This window comes from Kitasatospora sp. NPDC088783, assembly GCF_044750705.1.
GTDB lineage: Bacteria > Actinomycetota > Actinomycetes > Streptomycetales > Streptomycetaceae > Kitasatospora > Kitasatospora fiedleri.
The window spans coordinates 67501-88992 of record NZ_JBIVKJ010000010.1 but is presented as its reverse complement, the minus strand read 5'-3'; the positions used below and the strand labels follow the sequence as shown (position 1 = coordinate 88992).

Sequence of the window (21492 nt, the reverse complement as noted above, 5' to 3'; positions counted from 1 at the left end):
CAGGGCCAACGTCGTCCCTTTGCATGAAGCAACTGTTTACGACGACGGGAGAGCCGATGCTGTCTGCATCCATGCACTCCGGCCACGAGGACGCCAAGGCCACCGGCCCCTACGCCCTCGTTCCGGACGCGCGTCCCCAGGCCCAGGGTCTCTACGACCCGCGCAACGAGCACGACGCCTGCGGCGTCGGCTTCGTGGCCACGCTGACCGGCATCGCCGACCACAAGATCGTCGAGCAGGCGCTGACCGTCCTGCGCAACCTGGAGCACCGGGGCGCCACCGGCGCCGAGCCGGACTCCGGTGACGGCGCGGGCATCCTGACCCAGATCCCGGACGCGTTCCTGCGTGCGAACACGGACTTCGAGCTCCCCGCCGTCGGCTCCTACGCGGTCGGCATCGCCTTCCTCCCGGACGGCGACGAGGAGGCCGCCGCCGCGGCCGCCCGGATCGAGGCCATCGCCGCCGAGGAGGGCCTGACCGTCCTCGGCTGGCGCGACGTCCCGGTCACCCCCGACCTGCTGGGCGCCACCGCCCGCAGCGTCATGCCGCGCTTCCGGCAGGTCTTCGTCACCCACGGCGAGCGCACCGGCATCGCGCTGGACCGGGTCTCCTTCGTGCTGCGCAAGCGCGCCGAGCGGGAGGCGGGGGTGTACTTCCCCTCGCTCTCCGCCCGCACCCTGGTCTACAAGGGCATGCTGACCACCGGCCAGCTGGAGCCCTTCTTCCCCGACCTGTCGGACCGGCTCTACGCCTCCGCGATCGGCCTGGTGCACTCGCGCTTCTCCACCAACACCTTCCCGAGCTGGCCGCTCGCCCACCCGTACCGCTTCGTCGCGCACAACGGCGAGATCAACACGGTCAAGGGCAACCGGAACTGGATGACCGCCCGGGAGTCCCAGCTCGCCACCGACCTGATCCCCGGCGACCTGGACCGGATCTTCCCGATCTGCACCCCGGACCACTCCGACTCGGCGTCCTTCGACGAGGTCCTGGAGCTGCTCCACCTCGGCGGACGCTCGCTGCCGCACTCGGTGCTGATGATGATCCCGGAGGCGTGGGAGAACCACGCCACCATGGACCCGGCCCGCCGCGCGTTCTACCAGTACCACTCCAACCTGATGGAGCCCTGGGACGGCCCGGCCTGCGTCACCTTCACCGACGGCACCCAGATCGGCGCGGTCCTGGACCGCAACGGCCTGCGCCCGGCCCGGTACTGGATCACCGAGGACGGCCTGGTCGTGCTCTCCTCCGAGGTCGGCGTGCTCGACATCGACCAGGAGAAGGTCGCCAAGAAGGGCCGCCTGCAGCCCGGCCGGATGTTCCTGATCGACACCGCCGAGCACCGCATCGTCGAGGACGACGAGATCAAGTCCGCCCTCGCCGCCGAGCACCCCTACGAGGAGTGGGTCGCGGGCGGGCAGATCCAGCTCGCCAAGCTCCCCGAGCGCGAGCACATCGCCCACACCCACGCCTCGGTCACCCGCCGCCAGCAGACCTTCGGCTACACCGAGGAGGAGCTGCGGGTCATCCTCGCGCCGATGGCCAGGACCGGCGGCGAGGCGCTCGGCTCGATGGGCACCGACTCGCCGATCGCCGCGCTCAGCGAGAAGCCGCGCCTGCTGTTCGACTACTTCACCCAGCTGTTCGCCCAGGTCACCAACCCGCCGCTGGACGCGATCCGCGAAGAGCTGGTCACCTCGCTGCACAGCAACCTCGGCCCCGAGGGCAACCTGCTGGACGCCAGCCCGGCGCACTGCCGCTCGGTCGGCATCACCTTCCCGGTGATCGACAACGACGAGCTGGCCAAGCTGGTCCACATCAACAAGGACGGCGACCAGCCCGGCCTGAAGGCCGTCACCCTGTCCGGCCTGTACAAGGTCGCGGCCGGCGGCCAGGGCCTGGCCGCCCGGCTGGCCGAGATCGCCGCCGAGGCCGACGCCGCGATCGCCGACGGCGCCCGCATCGTCGTGCTCTCCGACCGGCACTCGGACGCCGAGCACGCGCCGATCCCGTCGCTGCTGCTCACCTCGGCCGTCCACCACCACCTGATCCGCACCAAGCAGCGCACCCAGGTGTCGCTGCTGGTCGAGGCGGGCGACGTCCGCGAGGTGCACCACGTCGCGCTGCTGGTCGGCTACGGCGCCGGCGCGGTCAACCCGTACCTGGCCATGGAGTCGGTCGAGGACCTGGTCGCCCAGGGCGTGTTCGTGTCGGACATCGAGCCCGAGAAGGCGATCAAGAACCTGATCAAGGCGCTCGGCAAGGGCGTCCTGAAGGTGATGTCCAAGATGGGCATCTCCACCGTCGCCTCCTACCGCGGCGCGCAGGTCTTCGAGGCCATCGGCCTCTCCCAGGAGCTGGTGGACGCCTACTTCGCGGGCACCACCACCAAGCTCGGCGGCATCGGCCTGGACGAGATCGCCAAGGAGACCGCCGCCCGCCACGCCAAGGCGTACCCGGCCTCCGGCATCTCCGCCGCGCACCGCGCGCTGGACATCGGCGGCGAGTACCAGTGGCGCCGCGAGGGCGAGCCGCACCTGTTCGACCCGGAGACGGTCTTCCGCCTCCAGCACTCCACCCGCACCAAGCGCTACGACGTCTTCAAGCAGTACACCGGCCGGGTGAACGCCCAGTCCGAGCGCCTGATGACGCTGCGCGGCCTGTTCCAGCTGGACGCCCTGGGCCGGACCCCGGTCCCGATCGACGAGGTCGAGCCGGTCTCCGAGATCGTCAAGCGGTTCTCCACCGGCGCGATGTCCTACGGCTCCATCTCGATGGAGGCGCACGAGACGCTCGCCGTCGCGATGAACCGGCTGGGCGGCAAGTCCAACACCGGCGAGGGCGGCGAGGACCCGGAGCGCCTGTACGACCCCGAGCGCCGCTCGGCGATCAAGCAGGTCGCCTCCGGTCGGTTCGGCGTCACCTCCGAGTACCTGGTCAACGCCGACGACATCCAGATCAAGATGGCCCAGGGCGCCAAGCCCGGCGAGGGCGGCCAGCTGCCCGGCCACAAGGTCTACCCGTGGGTGGCCAGGACCCGGCACTCGACCCCGGGCGTCGGCCTGATCTCCCCGCCGCCGCACCACGACATCTACTCCATCGAGGACCTGGCCCAGCTGATCCACGACCTCAAGAACGCCAACCCGCAGGCCCGCGTCCACGTGAAGCTGGTCTCCGAGGTCGGCGTGGGCACCGTCGCGGCCGGCGTCTCCAAGGCGCACGCCGACGTGGTGCTGATCTCCGGCCACGACGGCGGCACCGGCGCCTCCCCGCTGACCTCGCTCAAGCACGCGGGCGGCCCCTGGGAGCTCGGCCTCGCCGAGACCCAGCAGACCCTGCTGCTCAACGGCCTGCGCGACCGCATCGTGGTGCAGACCGACGGCCAGCTGAAGACCGGCCGCGACGTGGTGATCGCCGCCCTGCTGGGCGCCGAGGAGTTCGGCTTCGCGACCGCCCCGCTGGTGGTCTCCGGCTGCATCATGATGCGGGTCTGCCACCTGGACACCTGCCCGGTCGGCGTCGCCACCCAGAACCCGGTGCTGCGCGAGCGCTTCTCCGGCAAGCCCGAGTTCGTGGTCAACTTCTTCGAGTTCATCGCCGAGGAGGTCCGCGAGCTCCTCGCCGAGCTGGGCTTCCGCTCGATCGAGGAGGCCGTCGGCCACGCCGAGCACATCGACGCCCAGGCCGCGATCGACCACTGGAAGGCCGCCGGGCTCGACCTGGCCCCGCTGTTCCACGTCCCCGAGCTGCCCGAGGGCGCGGCCCTGCACCGCACCACCGGCCAGGACCACGCGCTCGACAAGGCGCTCGACAACCAGCTCATCGAGCTGGCCGAGGACGCCCTGGAGCGCGGCGAGGCCGTCCGCATCCAGCTGCCGATCCGCAACGTCAACCGCACCGTCGGCACCATGCTCGGCCACGAGGTGACCAAGCGGTACCGCGGCGCGGGCCTGCCCGAGGGCACCATCGACGTGACCTTCACCGGCTCGGCCGGCCAGTCCTTCGGCGCCTTCGTCCCGCGCGGCGTCACGCTGCGCCTGGAGGGCGACGCCAACGACTACGTCGGCAAGGGCCTGTCCGGCGGCGTGCTCGTGGTCCGTCCCGCCCGGGACGCCGCCGCGATCGGCGCCGACGCGCAGAACCACGTCATCGCCGGCAACACCATCGGCTACGGCGCCACCTCCGGCCGCATCCACCTGCGCGGCAAGGCCGGCGAGCGCTTCGCGGTCCGCAACTCCGGCGCCACCCTGGTGGTCGAGGGCGTGGGCGACCACGGCCTGGAGTACATGACCGGCGGCCGGGTGCTGATCCTCGGCGAGACCGGCCGCAACCTGGCGGCGGGCATGTCCGGCGGCATCGCCTACGTGCTCGACCTCCGCCCGGCCAACGTCAACAGCGGCATGGTGGGCATCGAGGCCCCCGGTGCGGCCGACCGCGAATGGCTGCGCGAGACCGTCCAGCAGCACTACGAGGAGACCGGCTCCACCGTCGCCGCCGCGCTCCTGGCCGACTGGGGCAGCGGGGTCTCCCGCTTCTCCAAGATCATGCCCACCGACTACAAGGCTGTGCTCGCCGCCAAGGACGCCGCTGAGCGCGATGGCCTCTCCGAGGTGGAGACCACTCGCAAGATGATGGAGGCGGCAAATGGCTGACCCCAAGGGCTTCCTGACCACGCCCAAGCAGCTGGCGGAGCGCCGTCCGGTGGACGTCCGGCTCCGCGACTGGAACGAGGTCTACGTCGAGCGCAGCCTCCTTCCGATCATCACCAAGCAGGCCGGCCGCTGCATGGACTGCGGCATCCCGTTCTGCCACAGCGGCTGCCCGCTCGGGAACCTGATCCCCGAGTGGAACGACCTCGCCTACCGGGACGACTGGTCCGGCGCGATCGAGCGGCTGCACGCCACCAACAACTTCCCGGAGTTCACCGGCCGCCTGTGCCCGGCTCCGTGCGAGTCGGCGTGCGTGCTGGGCATCAACCAGGACCCGGTGACCATCAAGAACGTCGAGGTCACCATCATCGACAAGGCCTGGGACCGCGGCGGGGTCACCCCGCAGGTCCCGGAGCGGCTGTCCGGCAAGACCGTCGCCGTGGTGGGCTCCGGCCCGGCCGGCCTGGCCGCCGCCCAGCAGCTCACCCGGGCCGGCCACACCGTGGTGGTGTACGAGCGCGCCGACCGGATCGGCGGCCTGCTGCGCTACGGCATCCCCGAGTTCAAGATGGAGAAGCGCCACATCAACCGCCGCATCGAGCAGATGCGCGCGGAGGGCACCCGCTTCCGCACCGGCGTCGAGGCCGGCGTCGACATCAGCGGCCAGGACCTGCGCTCGCGCTTCGACGCGGTGGTCATCGCGGCCGGCGCCACCACCGCCCGCGACCTGCCCGTCCCCGGCCGGGAGCTGAACGGCGTCCACCAGGCGATGGAGTACCTGCCGCTGGCCAACAAGGTCCAGGAGGGCGACTACGTCGACTCCCCGATCTCGGCCAAGGGCAAGCACGTGGTCGTCATCGGCGGCGGCGACACCGGCGCGGACTGCGTCGGCACCGCGCACCGCCAGGGCGCGGCCTCGGTCACCCAGCTGGAGATCATGCCGCGGCCGTCGGACGCCCGGCCGGCCCACCAGCCGTGGCCGACCATGCCGATGACCTACAAGGTCACCTCGGCCCACGAGGAGGGCGGCGAGCGGGTCTACTCGGTCTCCACCTCGCACTTCGTCGGCGACGAGGACGGCAACGTCCAGGAACTCCACCTGGTCGAGGTCGAGTTCAAGGACGGGAAGTTCGAGACCGTCCCCGGCAGCGAGAAGGTCATCCCGGCCCAGCTGGTCACCCTGGCGATGGGCTTCACCGGCACCGACGTCAAGAACGGCCTGGTCGAGCAGCTCGGCGTCGACCTCGACGCCCGCGGCAACGTCGCCCGGGACGGCAAGTTCGGCACCAACGTCGACGGGGTGTACGTTTGCGGTGACGCCGGTCGCGGTCAGTCGCTGATCGTCTGGGCGATCGCGGAGGGCCGCTCGGCCGCCGCGGCGGTCGACGCGTACCTGGGCGGCAAGACCGCGCTCCCCGCCCCGATCAAGCCGACCGACCGTCCGCTGGTGGTCTGACCGACCGCCAGTCGGTGGTCCGACGACCACCGGCCCCAGAACGCCCACGCCCCCCGCGAGGGGGGTACGGCCGACAAACACCGACCCGCCAGAGCCGCCGGGACCCGGTCATCGCGACGCCTGCCCACTCCCCGACCAGGTAAGGGCAGGCGTCGTTGTCGTTCCCGGCGGCGTTCCGGGTGGCGGGTGGCGGGTGGCGGGTGGCGGGCGGCTCAGGCCGACGGGACCTTGTCCAGGAAGCCGACCACCGTGGCGATCCGGCCGTCCGCGGTGGCGGTGAGCACGTCGAAGCCGACCACCAGGGCCTCCGCGGTCCCGTCCGCGGCCAGCTCCCAGGTGAAGCGGGCGACGTCGTGGTGCGCGTCGACCGGGCCGAGGCGGAAGACCAGCCCGGCGAACTGGGCCTGGACGGCGGCCAGGGCGGCGTCGAACTGCTCGTGGCCGCGGGTCTCCACCAGCGGGTCGGTGTACGCGCCCCCGGGCGCCCAGGTCTCCTCGACCAGCTTGCGGCGGGCGGCCGGGTCGGTCTCGTTCCAGGCGGCGAGGTAGCGCTCGGCGAGGTGCTGCAGGTCCATGACGGCTCCTTGGGTTCGCTGTGTTGCGTGGTCTCTCCTTGCGGGACAAGAAGTTACGGAGATCGCGGGCCCGGGGAATCGGTCGCGCATGGGTAGGGTCGACCCATGCTGTACGGACGGGGGACGGAACGGGCCGCGGTCGACCGGCTGCTCGCGGCGGCCGGCGGGGGACGGGCCGGGGCACTGGTGCTGTGCGGGGAGCCGGGCATCGGCAAGAGCGCGCTGCTGGACGCGGCGGCCGAGCGGGCCGACGGGTGGCGGGTGCTGCGGGCGGCCGGGGTGGAGAGCGAGGCCCGGCTGCCGTACGCGCTGCTCAGCCAGCTGCTGGCACCCGCCCTGGACCGGATCGGCGGCCTGCCCGGGCCGCAACGGGCCGCGCTGGAACGCACCCTGGGACTGGCCGAGGGCCCGCCCGGGGACCGGCTGCTGGTCGGCCTGGCGGTGCTCACCCTGCTCGGCGACCTCGCGGAGCACGGGCCGGTGCTGGCCCTGGTGGACGACCTCCAGTGGGCCGACCCGGAGTCCGCGGCGGCGCTGCGGCTGGCGGCCCGCCGGCTCGGCGCCGAGCGCCTGGCCCTGCTGCTGGCGACCCGGGAGGACGGGCCGGACCCGGCCGGGCTGCCCCGACTGCGGGTCGAACCGCTGGCCGAGCCGGACGCCGCCGCCCTGCTGGCCGAGCTGGCCCCCGAACTCGCCGACCCCGCCCGGGTGCTGGCCGCCGCCCGGGGCAACCCGCTGGCACTGCGCGAACTCCCGGCGGCCGGGGCCTCCGGCGCCCTGCCGCCCGCCGGACGGCTCCGGCTCGCCTACCACGGCCAGGTCAGCCGGCTGCCCGGCACCGCGCAGCGCTGGCTGCTGCTGGCCGCCCTGGAGGAGACCGGCGCCCTGGAGGTGCTGCTGCGGGCCGCGGAGCACAGCGGGCTGAGCGCCGCCGACCTGGCGCCCGCCGAGGCGCAGGGCCTGCTCCGGGTCGACCTGACGGCGGGCCGGGCGGTCTTCCGCCACCCGCTGCTGCGCTCCGCGCTGGTGGACCGGGCCCCGCTGGCCGACCGGCTGGCCGCGCACCGGGCGCTCGCCGCCGCCTACGGGCCCGGGGAGCCGCTGCGGCGGGCCTGGCACCGGGCGCTGGCCGCCACCGGCCGGGACGCGGACGCGGCCGGGGAGCTGGCGGCGGCGGCCGACGCGGCGGCCTCGCGCGGCGGGCACACCGGGGCCTCGGCGGCGTACGAGCGGGCCGCCCGGCTCAGCCCCGACCCGGTGGCGGCCCGCCGCTGGACGGTGGCGGCGGTGGAGGCCGCGCTGGAGGCGGGCGAGGTCGAGCGGGCCGAGCGGCTGGCCGCCGCCGCCGACCGACCGGACGCCGACCCGGTGACCCGGGCGCACCTGCTGTTCGCCCGCGGGGTGGCCGAGTTCTGGCGCGGCGAGCACCGCCCCGCGCACCGGCGGCTGACCGAGGCCGCCGCGCTGGTCGCCGCCGACCACCCCGGCCCGGCCGCCCGGGTGCTGGTCCAGGCCCTGCACGTGGCCTGGTACGACGGCCTCCCGGAGGTGCGGCGGACCCTGGCGGCGCTCACCGCGCTGCGGCTGCCGGACGGCGACCCGCTCGCCCCGGTGGCCCGCTACCTGGACGCCGCGCTGGGGGAGGCGGACGGCCCCGCGCTGGCGGAGGCGGAGCGGGCGGCCCGGGCGGCCGGCGCGGCCGTCCCGGTCGACCTGGTGCTGCCGTGCGGGGCCGGGCTGGTGCCGGGCCACGACGCCGAGGTGCTCGACCTGTCCCGCCGCCTGGTCCGCGAGGCCCGCGAGACGGGCTCCTTCGGGACGCTGCCCACCCTGCTGTTCTTCCTCGCCGAGGCCGAGCTCTTCGACGGCCGCCCCGGCCTGGCCGCCGACCACGCCGCCGAGGCGCTGCAACTCGCCCGGGACACCGGACAGCCGCTGTGGACCGGCCAGGTGCACGGCTTCCTGGCCTACCTGGCCGCCGCCCGCGGCGAGAGCGACCCGTGCCGGGCGGAGGCCGCCGCGGCCTTCGACCGGGGCGGCGCGGGCACCTCCTGGGCCCGCTGGGCGCTCGGCCTGCTCGACCTGGGCGCCGGCCGGGCCGAGGACGCCCACGGGCAGCTGGCCGCGCTCACCGGCGGCGCGCACGGCCACCAGGTGAGCGCGGTCCGCGCGGTGCCCGACCTGGTCGAGGCCGCGGTGCGGCTGCGCCGGGACGAGGGGTGCGCCGACCCGCTGGCCCGGTTCGAACGCTGGGCCGAGCGCGCCGACCGGCCGTGGGCCCGCGCCCTGGTGCACCGCTGCCACGCGCTGCTGGCCCCCGACCAGCTCGCCGAGGACCTCTACCGGCAGGCGCTGGCCGCGCACGCCGAGCAGCCCCGCCCCTGGGAGCAGGCCCGCACCGAGCTGCTGTACGGCGAGTGGCTGCGCCGGGCCCGGCGCCGGGCGGAGGCCCGGGCGCCGCTGCGCTCCGCCGAGCTGGCCTTCCGGCGGCTGGGCGCCGCGCCCTGGGCGGAGCGGGCCCGGCTGGAGCTGGACGCCACCGGTGCGCCCGCCGCCGCGTCCGGCCCGGACCGGACGGTGGCCGGGCTGACCCCGCAGGAGTCGCAGATCGTCCGGCTGGCCGCGCAGGGCCTGTCCAACCGGGACATCGCCGCCCAGCTGTTCCTGAGCGCCCGCACCGTCGGGCACCACCTGTACAAGGCGTACCCGAAGCTCGGGGTGGGCTCCCGGGCCGAGCTGGCGGACGTGCTGTCCGGGTCGTGACCGGGTGGGCCGCCCGGGCCGTGACGTGCGGCCCGGGCCGGCCGGGCTGTCCGGGGCGGAGTCGAAACCCGGGCTCGTACAACGGATTGGCCAAATACCGGAAGGACCTCGCGGAGTGTCGTCGCCCAGTGGCAGACTGCATCCCACGGGGTCCACTTGGCGTTCCTGGGGCGGAGGTTTGCATGACGGGCCTGCAGACGGGCAGCGGTGCGACCGCGCGTCGCATCCAGTTGGGCGCCCAGCTGCGGCGCCTGCGCGAGGCCCGCGGCGTGACCCGGGAGGACGCCGGGTACTCGATCCGGGCCTCGGAGTCGAAGATCAGCCGGATGGAGCTCGGCCGGGTCGGCTTCAAGCAGCGCGACGTGGCGGACCTGCTGACGCTCTACGGCGTCGACGACGAGGAGTCCCGGGCCTCGCTGCTCGGCCTGGTCGGCGAGACCAACGCCCCGTCCTGGTGGCACGGTTACGGGGACGTCGTCCCCGGCTGGTTCCAGACGTACCTCAACCTGGAGGACGCGGCGAACCTGGTGCGCAGCTACGAGGTGCAGTTCGTGCCCGGGCTGCTGCAGACCCCCGAGTACGTGCACGCGGTGATGCGGGCCGGCAGCCCGACCGCCCCCGACGAGGAGATCGCCCGCCGGGCCGCGGTGCGGCTGCGCCGGCAGCAGCGCTTCCTGGCCCCCGGGGCGACCGCCCGGCTGGAGCTGATCGTGGACGAGACGGCGTTGCGCCGCCCGTGCGGCGGCCCCGAGGTGATGGGCGGTCAGCTGGCCAGGCTGGCCGAGCTCTCCCGGCGCGAGACGATCAGCCTGCGGGTGCTGCCGCTGGGCATGGGCGCGCTGGCGGCGGACAGCGGGGCGTTCACGGTGCTGGGCTTCCCCGAGCCGGACTTGGCGGACGTGGTCTACGTCGAGCAGTTCACCACCGCGCTGTACCTGGACAAGCCGGTCGAGGTGGCCGAGTACACGACCGCGCTGGAACGGGTGTCGGCGGCGGCGCTGTCCGAGGAGGAGACCCGGTCGCTTCTGGCGGAGATCCTCCAAGACGCCTGAACCGCAATTAAGATGATGATCCGTCAGTAGGTGGTCGTTAGTGCCGAGAGGGATCTGATGTCCTTGATCGCGGAACTCGCCCAGCAGTACATCGACGGTCAGTGGCGGGAGGGGACCGGCTCCTGGGACATCGTGGACCTCGACCCCTTCAGCGGGGAGAAGCTCGCCTCCTTCACCGTCGCCACCGCCGAGGAGATCGACCAGGCCTACCGCGCCGCCGAGCGCGCCCAGCCCGCCTGGGCCGCCACCAGCCCCTACCAGCGGCGCCTGGTCTTCGAGCGCGCCCTGCGGGTGGTCGAGGAGCGCGAGGCGGAGATCCTCCGGGTGATGACCGTCGAACTCGGCGGCACCCTGATGAAGTCCGGCTTCGAACTCGCCCTGGTCAAGGACATGATCCGGGAGGCCGGCGCGCTGGCGCTGCGCGCCGAGGGCCGCATCCTGCCCTCGCCGATGCCGGACAAGGAGAACCGGCTCTACCGGCTCCCGGTCGGCGTGGTCGGCGTGATCAGCCCGTTCAACGCCCCGGTCTTCCTCTCGCTGAAGGCCGTCGCCCCGGCGCTCGCCCTCGGCAACGCGGTCGTCCTCAAGCCGCACCAGGACGCCCCGGTGGCCGGCGGCACCCTGATCGCGAAGATCTTCGAGGAGGCCGGGCTGCCGGCCGGCCTGCTGAACGTCGTCCTCACCGACATCGCCGAGATCGGCGACGCGTTCATCGAGCACCCGGTGCCCAAGGTCATCGCCTTCACCGGCTCCGACGGGGTCGGCCGGCACGTGGCCACGGTCGCCGCGAGCCACCTCAAGCGGGTCGTCCTCGAACTCGGCGGCAACAGCGCGCTGGTGGTCCTCGACGACGCCGACGTCGACTACGCGGTGGGCGCCGCCGTCGCCAGCCGCTTCGTCCACCAGGGCCAGATCTGCATGGCCGCCAACCGCATCCTGGTCGACCGCGCGGTGTTCGACGAGTTCAGCGAGAAGTTCACCGCCAAGGTGGCCTCGCTGGTGGTCGGCGACCCCGGCGACCCCGCCACCCAGCTCGGTCCGCTGATCAACGCCGCCCAGGCCGAGGCGATCACCGCCGAGGTCGAGCGCGCGGTGGCGGCCGGCGCCCGCCCCCTGCTGCACGGCACCACCGTCGGCACCCTGGTCCGGCCCACCGTCCTCACCGACATCCCGGCGGACGACCCGATCCTGCGCCGGGAGGTGTTCGGCCCGGTCGCGCTGCTGATCCCCTTCGACGGCGAGGACGAGGCGGTCCGGATCGCCAACGACACCCCGTTCGGCCTGTCCGGCGCGGTGCACACCGCGAACGTCGAGCGCGGCGTGCGGTTCGCCCAGCGGATCGACACCGGCATGATCCACGTCAACGACGGCACGATCGCGGACGAGCCGATCGTGCCGTTCGGCGGCGAGAAGAACTCCGGGGTCGGCCGGCTCGGCGGCGACAGCAGCCTGGACGCGTTCACCACCGTCAAGTGGATCTCGATCCAGCACGGGCGCTCGCGCTTCCCGTTCTGAGCCGGGCCGCCCGCGCGGCTCCGGCGGCAGCGGAAGGGGCCGTCCGGGAGGGTGACTCCCGGGCGGCCCCGCGTCCTTGACGGCGTGCCGGGTGCTAGAAGACCGGGACGCCGGCCCGGACCAGGCGCCAGCCGCCGTTGGCGCCGCCGGAGAAGTCGGCCGGGTCGATGACGCCCTTGGCCTTCACCCAGGTGATCATCGTGTTGCGGATCTCGTCGGAGTCGGCCCACACCTGCCGGGCGGCCGCGACGTGCGGGAAGTTGCCGCCGCCGCTGGCGCGGTAGTTGTTGACGGCGAGGACGAACTCCGCCGCCGGGTCGACCGGCGCGCCCTGGTGCGACAGGTTGGTGATGCGGCTGCCGACCGGCTGCGCGATGTCGATGTCGTAGGACAGGCCGTAGATCGAGTCGTAGTTGTAGTCGGGGGTGTTGTCGGCCTGGTTGGTCAGCGCGTCCCGGTCGACCGGGGCCCCGGGGGCGACCTGGGCGTAGTACTTGGCGGAGTACTCCAGGTAGTCCTTGAGTTGGGCGCCGGTCAGGACGCGGGCCTCCAGGGTGTTCTCGTAGATGTACAGGCCGGCCGCGTCGCGCAGCTTGACCTGGCCGGCCGGGATGACCGCGGTGCGGTTGAACGGCGCGGCCTGGGCGAGCACCGGCAGGGCCGCGTACGGGCCGCCGGCCAGCGCGTCGCGCACCGCGTCGGCCTGGACCCGGCCGATCAGGTCGATGATCGGGGTGTCCCGGAAGCGGGACTCGGCGATGGAGAGGGTCTCCTTGCAGGTGCCGATGACCTGGTTGACGTACGCGACGACCTTCCGGTGCTGGTCCTTGACCAGCTTGACGACCTTCGGGTCCTCGGCGACGGTGTTGGAGTTCAGCAGCCGCGCGCTGACGCCGGTGACGGTCCACTGGCCGCGGGCGTACTCGACCTCGAAGTCGAAGCAGGTCAGCCGCTCGCCCCAGAGCGCGGGCTCGGACAGGACGACGTTCCTGCCGGTCGCGGTGTTGACCACGATCCGCTGCGGGACCTCCTTGTGGGCGTGGCCGACCAGGATCGCGTCGACGCCGGGCACGGTCGCGGCGATCTGGGCGCCCGCGTTCTCCGCGTACGGCAGCTGGTCGCCCCAGGAGGAGGAGCCGTCCACGCCGGTGTGCGCGGTGATCACGACCACGTCGGCGCCGGCCGCGCGGACCTTGGGGACCCACTTGGCGGCGATCTCGGGGATGCCCGGGAAGGCCAGCTGGCCCTGCACGTTGGCCTTGTCCCAGATGGCGATGCCGGGGTTGGTCAGGCCGAGGATGCCGACCCGGACCGGGCGGCCGTGGCCGAGGTGCAGCTCGCGGATGACGTAGGGCGGGAAGGCCGGCTTCTCGTCCTTGACGTTGACCGCGTTGGCGCCGAGCAGCGGGAAGTCCAGCTGCCGCTGGTAGGCGCGCAGCAGCGGGATGCCGTAGTTGAACTCGTGGTTGCCGAGCGCGGCGGCGTCGTAGCCCATGGCGTTCATGGCGGCGGCCATCGGGTGGCGCGGGGGGCGCTTGCCGGTGATCGGCTCGATCCGGGCGTAGTAGTACGAGAGCTGGGTGCCCTGGATGGTGTCGCCGGCGTCGATCAGCAGGGTGCGGCCGCGGCCCTTCTCCTTGCGGACCTGCTCGACCAGGGTGGAGATCTTGGCCAGGCCGACGTCGTTGTGCGCGGCGTCGTCGTACTCGGAGTCGGTGAAGTACTCCCAGTTGAGGACGTGGCCGTGCAGGTCGGTGGTGCCCATCACGGTGAAGGCGCCCTTGAACGGGACGGGGCCCCTGCCGTGGGACTCGTCCCGGTCGTGGTCCGCGGCGGCGGCGGGGGTGGCCGCGGCGGCGGACAGGCCGCCGACCAGGGCGGCGCCGGCCGCGGTGGCGGCGGAGCGGGTGACGAAGTCACGGCGGTTGAGGGACATCGAGGACTCCAAGTCGGCGGTACGGGAGGTCAGCCGGCGTCCGGGGCGGGGCAGGTGACACCCCGCCACCCGTGGTGACGCGCGTAGAAAACGCGACTGGCAGTCTGCCGCTTTCCGGCCGCCGGGGCCAGACCCCTCCGCCGTCCAACGGGTGAGATCCCGGTGACCCCCGGGCGACGCGGCCGTCCGCGGCCGTCCGCCGCGTGCCGATCGCGGGTCTGCCGCGGGCCGACCGCGGGCCCGTCCGGTGGCCGACTGCGGGCCCGTCGCGGGCCCGTCCGGTGGCCGCCGGCCCGTCCCCCGGCGAACTCCCGTGCGTCAATCCGGGCGGCGGCCGCTCACCCCGCGCGCCACCGTTCGCACGGTGCGGGTCCGTTCACCGAATCTTCTGCCAACTGCCATGGCGGGACTGGCCGGAACCGCGCTGTTACGACCCGGTAATGCCTAGGCTCTGCTGTATGCGCCGAGCAAAAATCGTTTGTACTCTCGGGCCTGCCGCAGACTCGTACGACCAGATCAAGGCCCTGGTCGACGCCGGCATGGACATCGCCCGACTGAACCTCAGCCACGGCTCCCACGCGGAGCACGAGGACCGCTACCACCGGGTCCGCAAGGCCTCGGACGAGACGGGCCGCAGCGTCGGGGTGCTGGCCGACCTCCAGGGCCCGAAGATCCGCCTCGCCACCTTCGCCGACGGGCCGGTCCTGCTGGAACGCGGCGACGAGTTCACCATCACCGTCGACGACGTCCCCGGCGACCGGGAGGTCTGCGGCACCACCTACAAGGGCCTGGCCGCGGACGTCTCGCCCGGCGAGCGCATCCTGGTCGACGACGGCCGGGTCACCCTGGAGGTCACCCGCGTCGACGGCCCCCGGGTGCGCTGCGCCGTCGTCGAGGGCGGACTGGTCTCCGACCACAAGGGCCTCAACCTCCCCGGTGTCGCCGTCTCGGTGCCCGCGCTCTCCGACAAGGACGTCGAAGACCTGCGCTGGGCGCTGCGGACCGGGGCCGACATCGTCGCGCTGTCGTTCGTGCGCAGCGGGAAGGACGTCGAGGAGGTGCACCGGATCATGGCCGAGGAGGGCCGCCGGATCCCGGTCATCGCCAAGATCGAGAAGCCGCAGGCGGTGGAGAACCTCGAATCCATCGTGGACGCCTTCGACGGCATCATGGTCGCCCGCGGCGACCTGGGCGTCGAACTCCCGATGGAGCAGGTGCCGATCGTCCAGAAGCGCGCGGTCAAGCTGGCCAGGCGCAACGCCAAACCGGTGATCGTCGCCACCCAGATGCTGGACTCGATGATCAACGCCTCCCGGCCGACCCGGGCCGAGGCGTCCGACGTCGCCAACGCGGTGCTGGACGGCACCGACGCGGTGATGCTCTCCGGCGAGACCTCGGTTGGCAAGTACCCGGTCGAGACGGTCCGGACCATGGCCCGGATCGTCGAGGCCGCCGAGGAGGAGGTCCTGGCGGAGGGCCTGCCGCCGCTCACCGCGAGCGGCAAGCCCCGCACCCAGGGCGGCGCGGTGGCCCGGGCCGCCGCCGAGATCGGCGACTTCCTGGACGCCAAGTACCTGATCGCGTTCACCCAGAGCGGCGACACCGCCCGCCGGCTGACCCGCTACCGCTCGCCGATCCCGGTCCTGGCGTTCACCTACGAGCCCGCCGTGCGCAGCCAGTTGGCGCTGACCTGGGGCGTGGAGACCTTCCTCGGCCCGTTCGTCACCACCACCGACGAACTGGTCGCCCAGGTCGACTCCGCGCTGCTGAGCCTGGGCCGCTGCGCGCCCGGCGACGTCGTGATCATCACCGCCGGGTCCCCGCCCGGCCTGGCCGGCTCCACCAACCTGGTGCGGGTGCACCACGTCGGCGAACCGGCCAACTGACGGCCCGCGGCCGGGCCCGCCCGCCGCGCACCGGACGCGGGGGCGGGCCCGGCCGCCGCGTGACGGGCCGTCAGCGGCCCCCGCGCCCCCGGCGCGTTGTCGGTAGCATGCCCCGGGGGTCCCGGGGCCGGGCCGCGCCGGGAACGGGGGAAGGAACCGCTTGATACGCCGCCGCACCGCCGTGCTCTGCGCCGCGGCCGTCCTCACCGCCGGCTGCACCCCCTACGGCGCGGACACCCTGCGGGAGGTGGCGTCCGGGAGCCCCACCGGCCCCGCGGCCCGGAGCGTGGCCGTCGACCGGACGGCGTGGTGGGGCGGCAGCTCCTACCGGCTCACCAAGGTCACCGCGACCGCGCAGCCCGACGGCCGCACCGCGGTCGAACTCGTCCTGGGCGTCGTCGTCGAGTCGCCGGTGCCGGCCGCGCCCGCCCTGCCCCGGGTGGCGCTGGAGTCCGACGGCGTCGCGGTCAGCGGCCCGCTGGAGGTCCGGCCGCCGCCGTTCGGCTACGCCTCGCTGACCGTCACCGTGCAGGACGTCGGCACCCCCGGGCAGCCGCTGGACCCGGACCGCCTCGCCCTGGTGCTGGCCGCCCCCGGCGCGGCCCGCGCGGTGCTGCCGGTGGGCGCCCGCGCCGGACAGGACGCGGTCGACCTCCGGCCGACCCCGCTGCGCGCCTCCACCGGCGTGGTGCGCACCGGCCGCTACCGGCTGCTGCTGGCCTCCGCCCGGCTGCGCGAGGACTGCACCGGCAGCCCCGTCCCGGCCCCCGCGGTGCCGCTCGGCACCACGCCCTTCGTGCCCCGCGCGCTGCGCGCCCTGAAGCCCGGCCAGCACAGCGCGGAGATCCTGTTCGACGCCCCGGCCGGCACCACCGCCGACCGGCTGGACCTGCACCTGACCCTGCCCGACGGCCGCCGGCTCGCCCCGAGCGCCCCGATCGGCGCCACCGCCTACGTCGGGCGGCCGGACACCGTCAGCCTGGCGGCCTGGTTCGACTTCTACGGGGAGACCGCCGGCACCTACACCCTGGAGGCGGCGGACGGCTCGGCGGAGGGCGCCGCGGCCGGGCCGGTGTCGATCACGCTCGCGGCCGGGTGAGACGTCGGGTGAGACGCGGGGCGGGACGCCGGGTGAGGCGCCGGGTGAGACGGATCTCGCGCAGGGAGGAACGGCGGCCGGCGCCGCCTTGGATTCGAAGAGAAAGTGCCCCGAGTGGGATTCGAACCCACACCGGACGGTGTTTGAGACCGTTGCCTCTGCCGATTGGGCTATCGGGGCCCAGCGGAACGAAGGTTCAACCCCCCACCGCGGTGAACCAAACATACCGCGTCTGGGTAGGCTCATGCATGCAGCACCCCGCCGGACCGAGGAGCCCCGTGAGCACCGCCGACGAGCAGGCACAGCCGCTTGACACCGACTCGCCCCAGATCACCCGAATCGTCATCGCCGAGGACGAGGCACTGATCCGCCTCGACCTCAAGGAGATGCTGGAGGAGGAGGGCTACACCGTCGTCGGCGAGGCCGGTGACGGCGAGACGGCGGTCAGGCTGGTCGAGGAGCTCAAGCCCGACCTGGCCATCCTGGACGTGAAGATGCCCGTCCTGGACGGCCTCTCGGCCGCCGAGCGCATCCACGAGCAGCACCTGGCCCCGGTGCTGATGCTCACCGCGTTCTCCCAGCGCGAGCTGGTCGACCGGGCCCGCGACGCCGGCGCGATGGCGTACATCGTCAAGCCGTTCAGCAAGAGCGACCTCGTCCCGGCCATCGAGATGGCGGTCTCCCGCTACACCGAGATGCGGACCCTGGAGCAGGAGATCGCGGACCTCTCGCAGCGGCTGGAGACCCGCAAGCTGGTCGACCGCGCCAAGAGCGTGCTGCAGACCAAGTTCGGCCTCAACGAGCCCGCCGCGTTCCGCTGGATCCAGAAGACCTCGATGGACCGCCGGATGACCATGGCCGCCGTCGCCGAGGCCGTGATCGAGGAGGGCGCCGCCCAGGACCGCAAGAAGACCGAGGCCGCCGAGGGCTGAGCCCGCCCCCGCGCGCACGCGCCGGTGCCCCCGCCCCCCTCGACGGGGGGCGGGGGCACCGGCGCGTGCGGAGGGTCAGTCCTCGCCCAGGTACTGGCGGCGCACCGACTCGTCGTGCAGCAGCTCCGCGCCGGTGCCCGACAGGGTGATCCGGCCGGTGGTCATCACGTACGCCCGGTCCGAGAGCGAGAGGGCGGCCTGCGCGTTCTGCTCCACCAGCAGGATGGTGGTGCCCGCGGCCTTCAGCTCCACGATGGTCGCCATGATCTTCTGCATCATCAGCGGCGACAGGCCCATCGACGGCTCGTCCAGCATCAGCAGCTTGGGCCGGGACATCAGCGCCCGCCCCATCGCCAGCATCTGCTGCTCGCCGCCGGAGAGGGTGCCCGCGGCCTGCTTGCGGCGCTCGGCCAGGATCGGGAAGAGCGTGCAGGCCCGCTCCACGTCCTCGGCGATGCCCGCCGCGTCCCGGCGCAGGAACGCGCCGAGCAGCAGGTTCTCCTCGATGGTCATCCGCGGGAAGATGTGCCGGCCCTCGGGGGAGTGCGCCAGGCCGAGCGCGACGATCCGGTGCGCGGGCACGGTGTCGATCGCCGCGCCCTGGAACAGGACCTTGCCCGCGGTCGGCCGCAGCAGCCCGGACAGGGTGCGCAGGGTGGTGGTCTTGCCGGCGCCGTTGGTGCCGATCAGGGTGGTGACCTCGCCCTCCGCGACCGTGAACGAGATGCCCTTGACGGCCTCGATCTTGCCGTAGGCGACACGGAGGTCCTCGACCTCCAGCAGAGCGGTCACTGGCCGTCCTCCTGAGCTGCGGTGGTTCCTTCGAGCGGGGCGCCCAGGTACGCGGTGACGACCCGCTCGTCGTTCTGGACGGTCTCCCGGTCGCCCTCGACGATCTTCCGGCCCTGCACCAGCACGGCGGTGCGGTCGCACAGGTTGAAGATGAACTTCATGTCGTGCTCGATCACCAGCACGGCGATGCCCAGGTCCCGGATGGCGAAGACCAACTCCTCGGCGGCCCGGGTCTCCTGCGGGTTCATGCCCGCCGTCGGCTCGTCCAGCAGCAGCACGCCCGGCTCGGACGCCAGTGCCCGGGCGATCTCCAGCTTGCGCTGCTCGCCGTACGGGAGGTTGCGGGCCAGGTGGTCGGCCTTCGCGCCGAGGCCGCAGAACTCCAGCAGCTCCCGGGCGCGTTCGCGGCTCTCCGCCTCGGCCCGCCGGTAGCCCGGACCGCGCAGGATCGCCGAGAACAGGCCCTCCTTGGTGCGGGTGTGCCGGCCCACCAGGACGTTCTCCAGCGCCGTCATGTTCGAGAACAGCCGGATGTTCTGGAAGGTCCGGGCGACGCCCGCCTGGGTCACCAGGTGCGGCTTCGGCGGCAGCACCGTGCCCTTGTACTTCACGGTGCCCTCGGTCGGGACGTACAGCCCGGTCAGGCAGTTGAAGAAGGTGGTCTTCCCGGCCCCGTTCGGGCCGATCAGACCGACGATCTCGCCCTGGCGGACCGTCAGGTCGACGTCGTTCACGGCGGTGAGGCCGCCGAAGCGCATCACCACGCCGGAAGCCTCCAGCACGGGTTCGGCGAGCGGCTCGGACGCCGGGGCGGCGGGAGCGGTGTCGGTGGTCGTCACGGTGCTCACGCCCCAGCCTTGGTCGGTACGTCGTCGATCGGGGCGGCCTGCGCGGGCAGTTCCGCGTCCGCCTCGTGGAACTCCAGCTGCTGCCGGCGGCCGGCGATCAGCCCCTCCGGGCGGAAGCGCATCAGCAGGATCAGCGCCACGCCGAAGGCCAGCAGCTGGTACTGCTGCAGGAACTCCAGCTTCGCCGGGATCAGGAACAGCAGGGCCGCGCCCACCAGCGGTCCGCTGATGGTGCCCATGCCGCCGAGGATCACCGCGGCCAGCAGGAACGCCGAGTTGGGCGGCGTCGGGCTGCTGAACAGGTACTGGTCGGGCGAGATCGCGCCCGACACGTGCGCCTGCACCGCACCGGCCAGACCGGCCAGCGTCGCGCCCAGCGCGAAGGCGATCAGCTTCACCCGGAAGCCGTTGATGCCCATCGCCTCGGCCGCCGTCTCGTCCTCCCGGATCGCCACCCAGGCCCGGCCGATCCGGGAGTTGGCGACCCGGCCGAACACCGTCACCACGATCGCGGTGGCCACCAGCATCAGCAGCAGGTAGTTGCCGTTCTTGCCCAGGTGCAGGCCCGCGAAGTCGTGCGCCTCGCCGAAGTCGAAGCCGAGCAGGTTGACGTCCGGGATCGACGCGATGCCGTTCGGGCCGTTGGTCAGGCTCGGGCCGGAGCGGCCGTCCAGGTTGTTCATCGCGATCCGGAAGATCTCGCCGAAGCCCAGCGTGACGATCGCCAGGTAGTCGCCGCGCAGCCGCAGCGTCGGCGCGCCGATCACCACGCCGAACACCAGCGCCGCCAGCGCGCCGACCAGCACCGCGACCGGGAACGGCAGGTGCACGCCGCTGAAGACCGAGAACTGCGAACCGGAGACCAGCGCCGCCGCGTACGCGCCGACGCCCAGGAAGGCCACGTAGCCGAGGTCCAGCAGGCCGGCCAGGCCGACCACCACGTTCAGGCCGAGCGCCACCGTCGCGAAGATCAGGATGTTGGTGCCGATCAGCACGTACGTCTCGCTGCCCTGGGTGAACGGGAACGCGCCCGCCGCGGCGAACGCCGCGCCCGTGGTCACCGCCCGGTGCCGGGAGGTCAGCTCGCGCAGCCGGGCCACCGCGCCGGAGGCCAGCAGTGCCGCGGTGGCGAAGACGGCCAGCAGCAGGAAGCCGACGAACAGCTCGCCGTACTCGGTGGAGACGCCGAACTCGACCACGCCCAGGCCCACCGCGAAGACCGCGGTGACCACCAGGATCTCCACCCAGGCGGGCAGCTTCCGGGCAGCGGGCAGCGGACGCTCGATCCGGCCCAGCCGCAGCCAGGCGTCCAGCAGCCGCCACAGCCGCAGCGCCGCGATCACCAGCGGCACGGCGACGAAGAACCACAGGTTCTCGCTGAAGAGCGGCCGGATGCCCGGCGGCACCGCGTGCAGCGCCCAGCCCTGGCCGAGGCCCACCCGCAGCACCAGCGAGACCAGCAGGGCCGCGTACAGGCCCCAGTGCAGTTCGGGGTGGCGGACGGCGCGCCGGCGGTCCAGCGGCAGGCCGAGCGCGCCGAGCACGGCGATCAGCGAGCCGGCCGCGGCCAGCCAGCCGCCCGGGTCCAGGTTGACCAGGCCGTCCAGCTCCACGGCGATCGCCACCACCGCGTACCAGCACACCGCCAGGGTGCCCAGCGCGGCGAACAGCACGCCGTTGTTGCCGCCCGACGGGCTCAGCCAGCGCAGGCCCTTCAGCCCGCGGGCGGCCAGCGCCAGCAGCGCGGTCAGCAGGCCGCCGACCAGCGCCAGCCACTGCAGGCCGGCCGGGGAGCCGTAGTACGTCAGGTCGCCGGGGAAGTCCGACGTCCAGGTCCAGGACATCGCCGCCGAGGCGGCGGCCAGCAGGCCGCCGAGCACCGCCGCGCCGGAGGCCAGCGGGGCGGGCAGCGGCAGGACCGGGGAGGTCTCGTGGGTCTCCCGGGCCGCGGCGGCGGCCGGGGTGCCGGGGGCAGTGGTCAGGGTCATC

Annotated in this window: 13 protein-coding genes and 1 tRNA gene; 8 read left to right on the top strand and 6 right to left on the bottom strand. The window is 73.5% G+C overall.

Annotated elements, in window-relative coordinates:
* Window positions 1-71 precede the first annotated feature (71 nt).
* Together gltB and ACIP60_RS25945 are read left to right on the top strand one after the other, a co-directional pair.
* Window positions 72-4652 carry a glutamate synthase large subunit gene (gene gltB, locus ACIP60_RS25950; RefSeq protein ID WP_400688622.1) on the top strand — a complete coding sequence of 1527 codons (4581 nt, stop codon included), beginning with the start codon at window positions 72-74 and terminating at the stop codon, window positions 4650-4652.
* Window positions 4645-6105 (top strand): glutamate synthase subunit beta, encoded by a 1461-nt coding sequence (locus ACIP60_RS25945; protein WP_100835739.1) that lies wholly within the window; start codon window positions 4645-4647, stop codon window positions 6103-6105. Before gltB ends, ACIP60_RS25945 begins: the two co-directional genes overlap by 8 nt.
* 212 nt (window positions 6106-6317) lie before the next feature.
* Here the strand turns inward: ACIP60_RS25945 and ACIP60_RS25940 are convergent, their stop codons facing one another.
* On the bottom strand, window positions 6318-6680 hold the full coding sequence (locus ACIP60_RS25940) for a nuclear transport factor 2 family protein (protein WP_400688289.1): 363 nt from the start codon (window positions 6678-6680) through the stop codon (window positions 6318-6320).
* A gap of 105 nt (window positions 6681-6785) precedes the next feature.
* On the opposite strand from ACIP60_RS25940, the gene ACIP60_RS25935 reads away from it, so the two are divergent.
* The 3 genes from ACIP60_RS25935 (at window position 6786) to ACIP60_RS25925 (ending at window position 12010) form a co-directional block, all read left to right on the top strand.
* The gene (locus ACIP60_RS25935; RefSeq protein ID WP_400688287.1) at window positions 6786-9443 is read left to right on the top strand and encodes an AAA family ATPase; all 2658 of its coding nucleotides are present in this window, start codon (window positions 6786-6788) and stop codon (window positions 9441-9443) included.
* Window positions 9444-9625: 182 nt separating this feature from the next.
* Window positions 9626-10495, top strand: a complete 870-nt coding sequence (locus ACIP60_RS25930) for a helix-turn-helix transcriptional regulator (RefSeq protein WP_100835736.1) — start codon at window positions 9626-9628, stop codon at window positions 10493-10495.
* Between the two features lie 57 nt (window positions 10496-10552).
* Window positions 10553-12010, top strand: coding sequence for an aldehyde dehydrogenase family protein (locus ACIP60_RS25925; RefSeq protein WP_400688284.1), 1458 nt, complete (start codon window positions 10553-10555; stop codon window positions 12008-12010).
* A 94-nt stretch (window positions 12011-12104) separates the two neighbouring features.
* Here ACIP60_RS25925 and ACIP60_RS25920 read toward each other — a convergent pair whose 3' ends face one another.
* On the bottom strand, window positions 12105-13946 hold the full coding sequence (locus tag ACIP60_RS25920; RefSeq protein ID WP_400688282.1) for a bifunctional metallophosphatase/5'-nucleotidase: 1842 nt from the start codon (window positions 13944-13946) through the stop codon (window positions 12105-12107).
* A 458-nt stretch (window positions 13947-14404) separates the two neighbouring features.
* Here ACIP60_RS25920 and pyk point away from each other — a divergent pair, with 458 nt between their 5' ends.
* Both pyk and ACIP60_RS25910 read left to right on the top strand, forming a co-directional pair.
* On the top strand, window positions 14405-15832 hold the full coding sequence (pyk, locus tag ACIP60_RS25915; protein ID WP_400688280.1) for a pyruvate kinase: 1428 nt from the start codon (window positions 14405-14407) through the stop codon (window positions 15830-15832).
* A 160-nt stretch (window positions 15833-15992) separates the two neighbouring features.
* Window positions 15993-16931 carry a hypothetical protein gene (locus ACIP60_RS25910; RefSeq protein WP_400688278.1) on the top strand — a complete coding sequence of 313 codons (939 nt, stop codon included), beginning with the start codon at window positions 15993-15995 and terminating at the stop codon, window positions 16929-16931.
* Window positions 16932-17037: 106 nt separating this feature from the next.
* Here ACIP60_RS25910 and ACIP60_RS25905 read toward each other — a convergent pair.
* A tRNA-Leu gene (locus tag ACIP60_RS25905) sits at window positions 17038-17111 on the bottom strand.
* A 98-nt stretch (window positions 17112-17209) separates the two neighbouring features.
* On the opposite strand from ACIP60_RS25905, the gene ACIP60_RS25900 reads away from it, so the two are divergent.
* A complete protein-coding gene (locus tag ACIP60_RS25900; RefSeq protein ID WP_100835731.1) occupies window positions 17210-17863 on the top strand; it encodes an ANTAR domain-containing response regulator in 654 nt (217 codons plus the stop codon).
* 75 nt (window positions 17864-17938) lie between these two features.
* Here the strand turns inward: ACIP60_RS25900 and ACIP60_RS25895 are convergent, their stop codons facing one another.
* From ACIP60_RS25895 to ACIP60_RS25885, 3 genes are read right to left on the bottom strand one after another with little or no spacing between them, the layout of a single operon-like run.
* Entirely contained in the window at window positions 17939-18655 is a 717-nt protein-coding gene (locus ACIP60_RS25895) for an ABC transporter ATP-binding protein (RefSeq protein WP_400688275.1), read from the bottom strand.
* Window positions 18652-19503, bottom strand: a complete 852-nt coding sequence (locus tag ACIP60_RS25890) for an ABC transporter ATP-binding protein (protein ID WP_400688273.1) — start codon at window positions 19501-19503, stop codon at window positions 18652-18654. Before ACIP60_RS25890 ends, ACIP60_RS25895 begins: the two co-directional genes overlap by 4 nt.
* The gene (locus tag ACIP60_RS25885) at window positions 19500-21491 is read right to left on the bottom strand and encodes a branched-chain amino acid ABC transporter permease (protein ID WP_400688271.1); all 1992 of its coding nucleotides are present in this window, start codon (window positions 21489-21491) and stop codon (window positions 19500-19502) included. Before ACIP60_RS25885 ends, ACIP60_RS25890 begins: the two co-directional genes overlap by 4 nt.
* Window position 21492 lies beyond the last annotated feature (1 nt).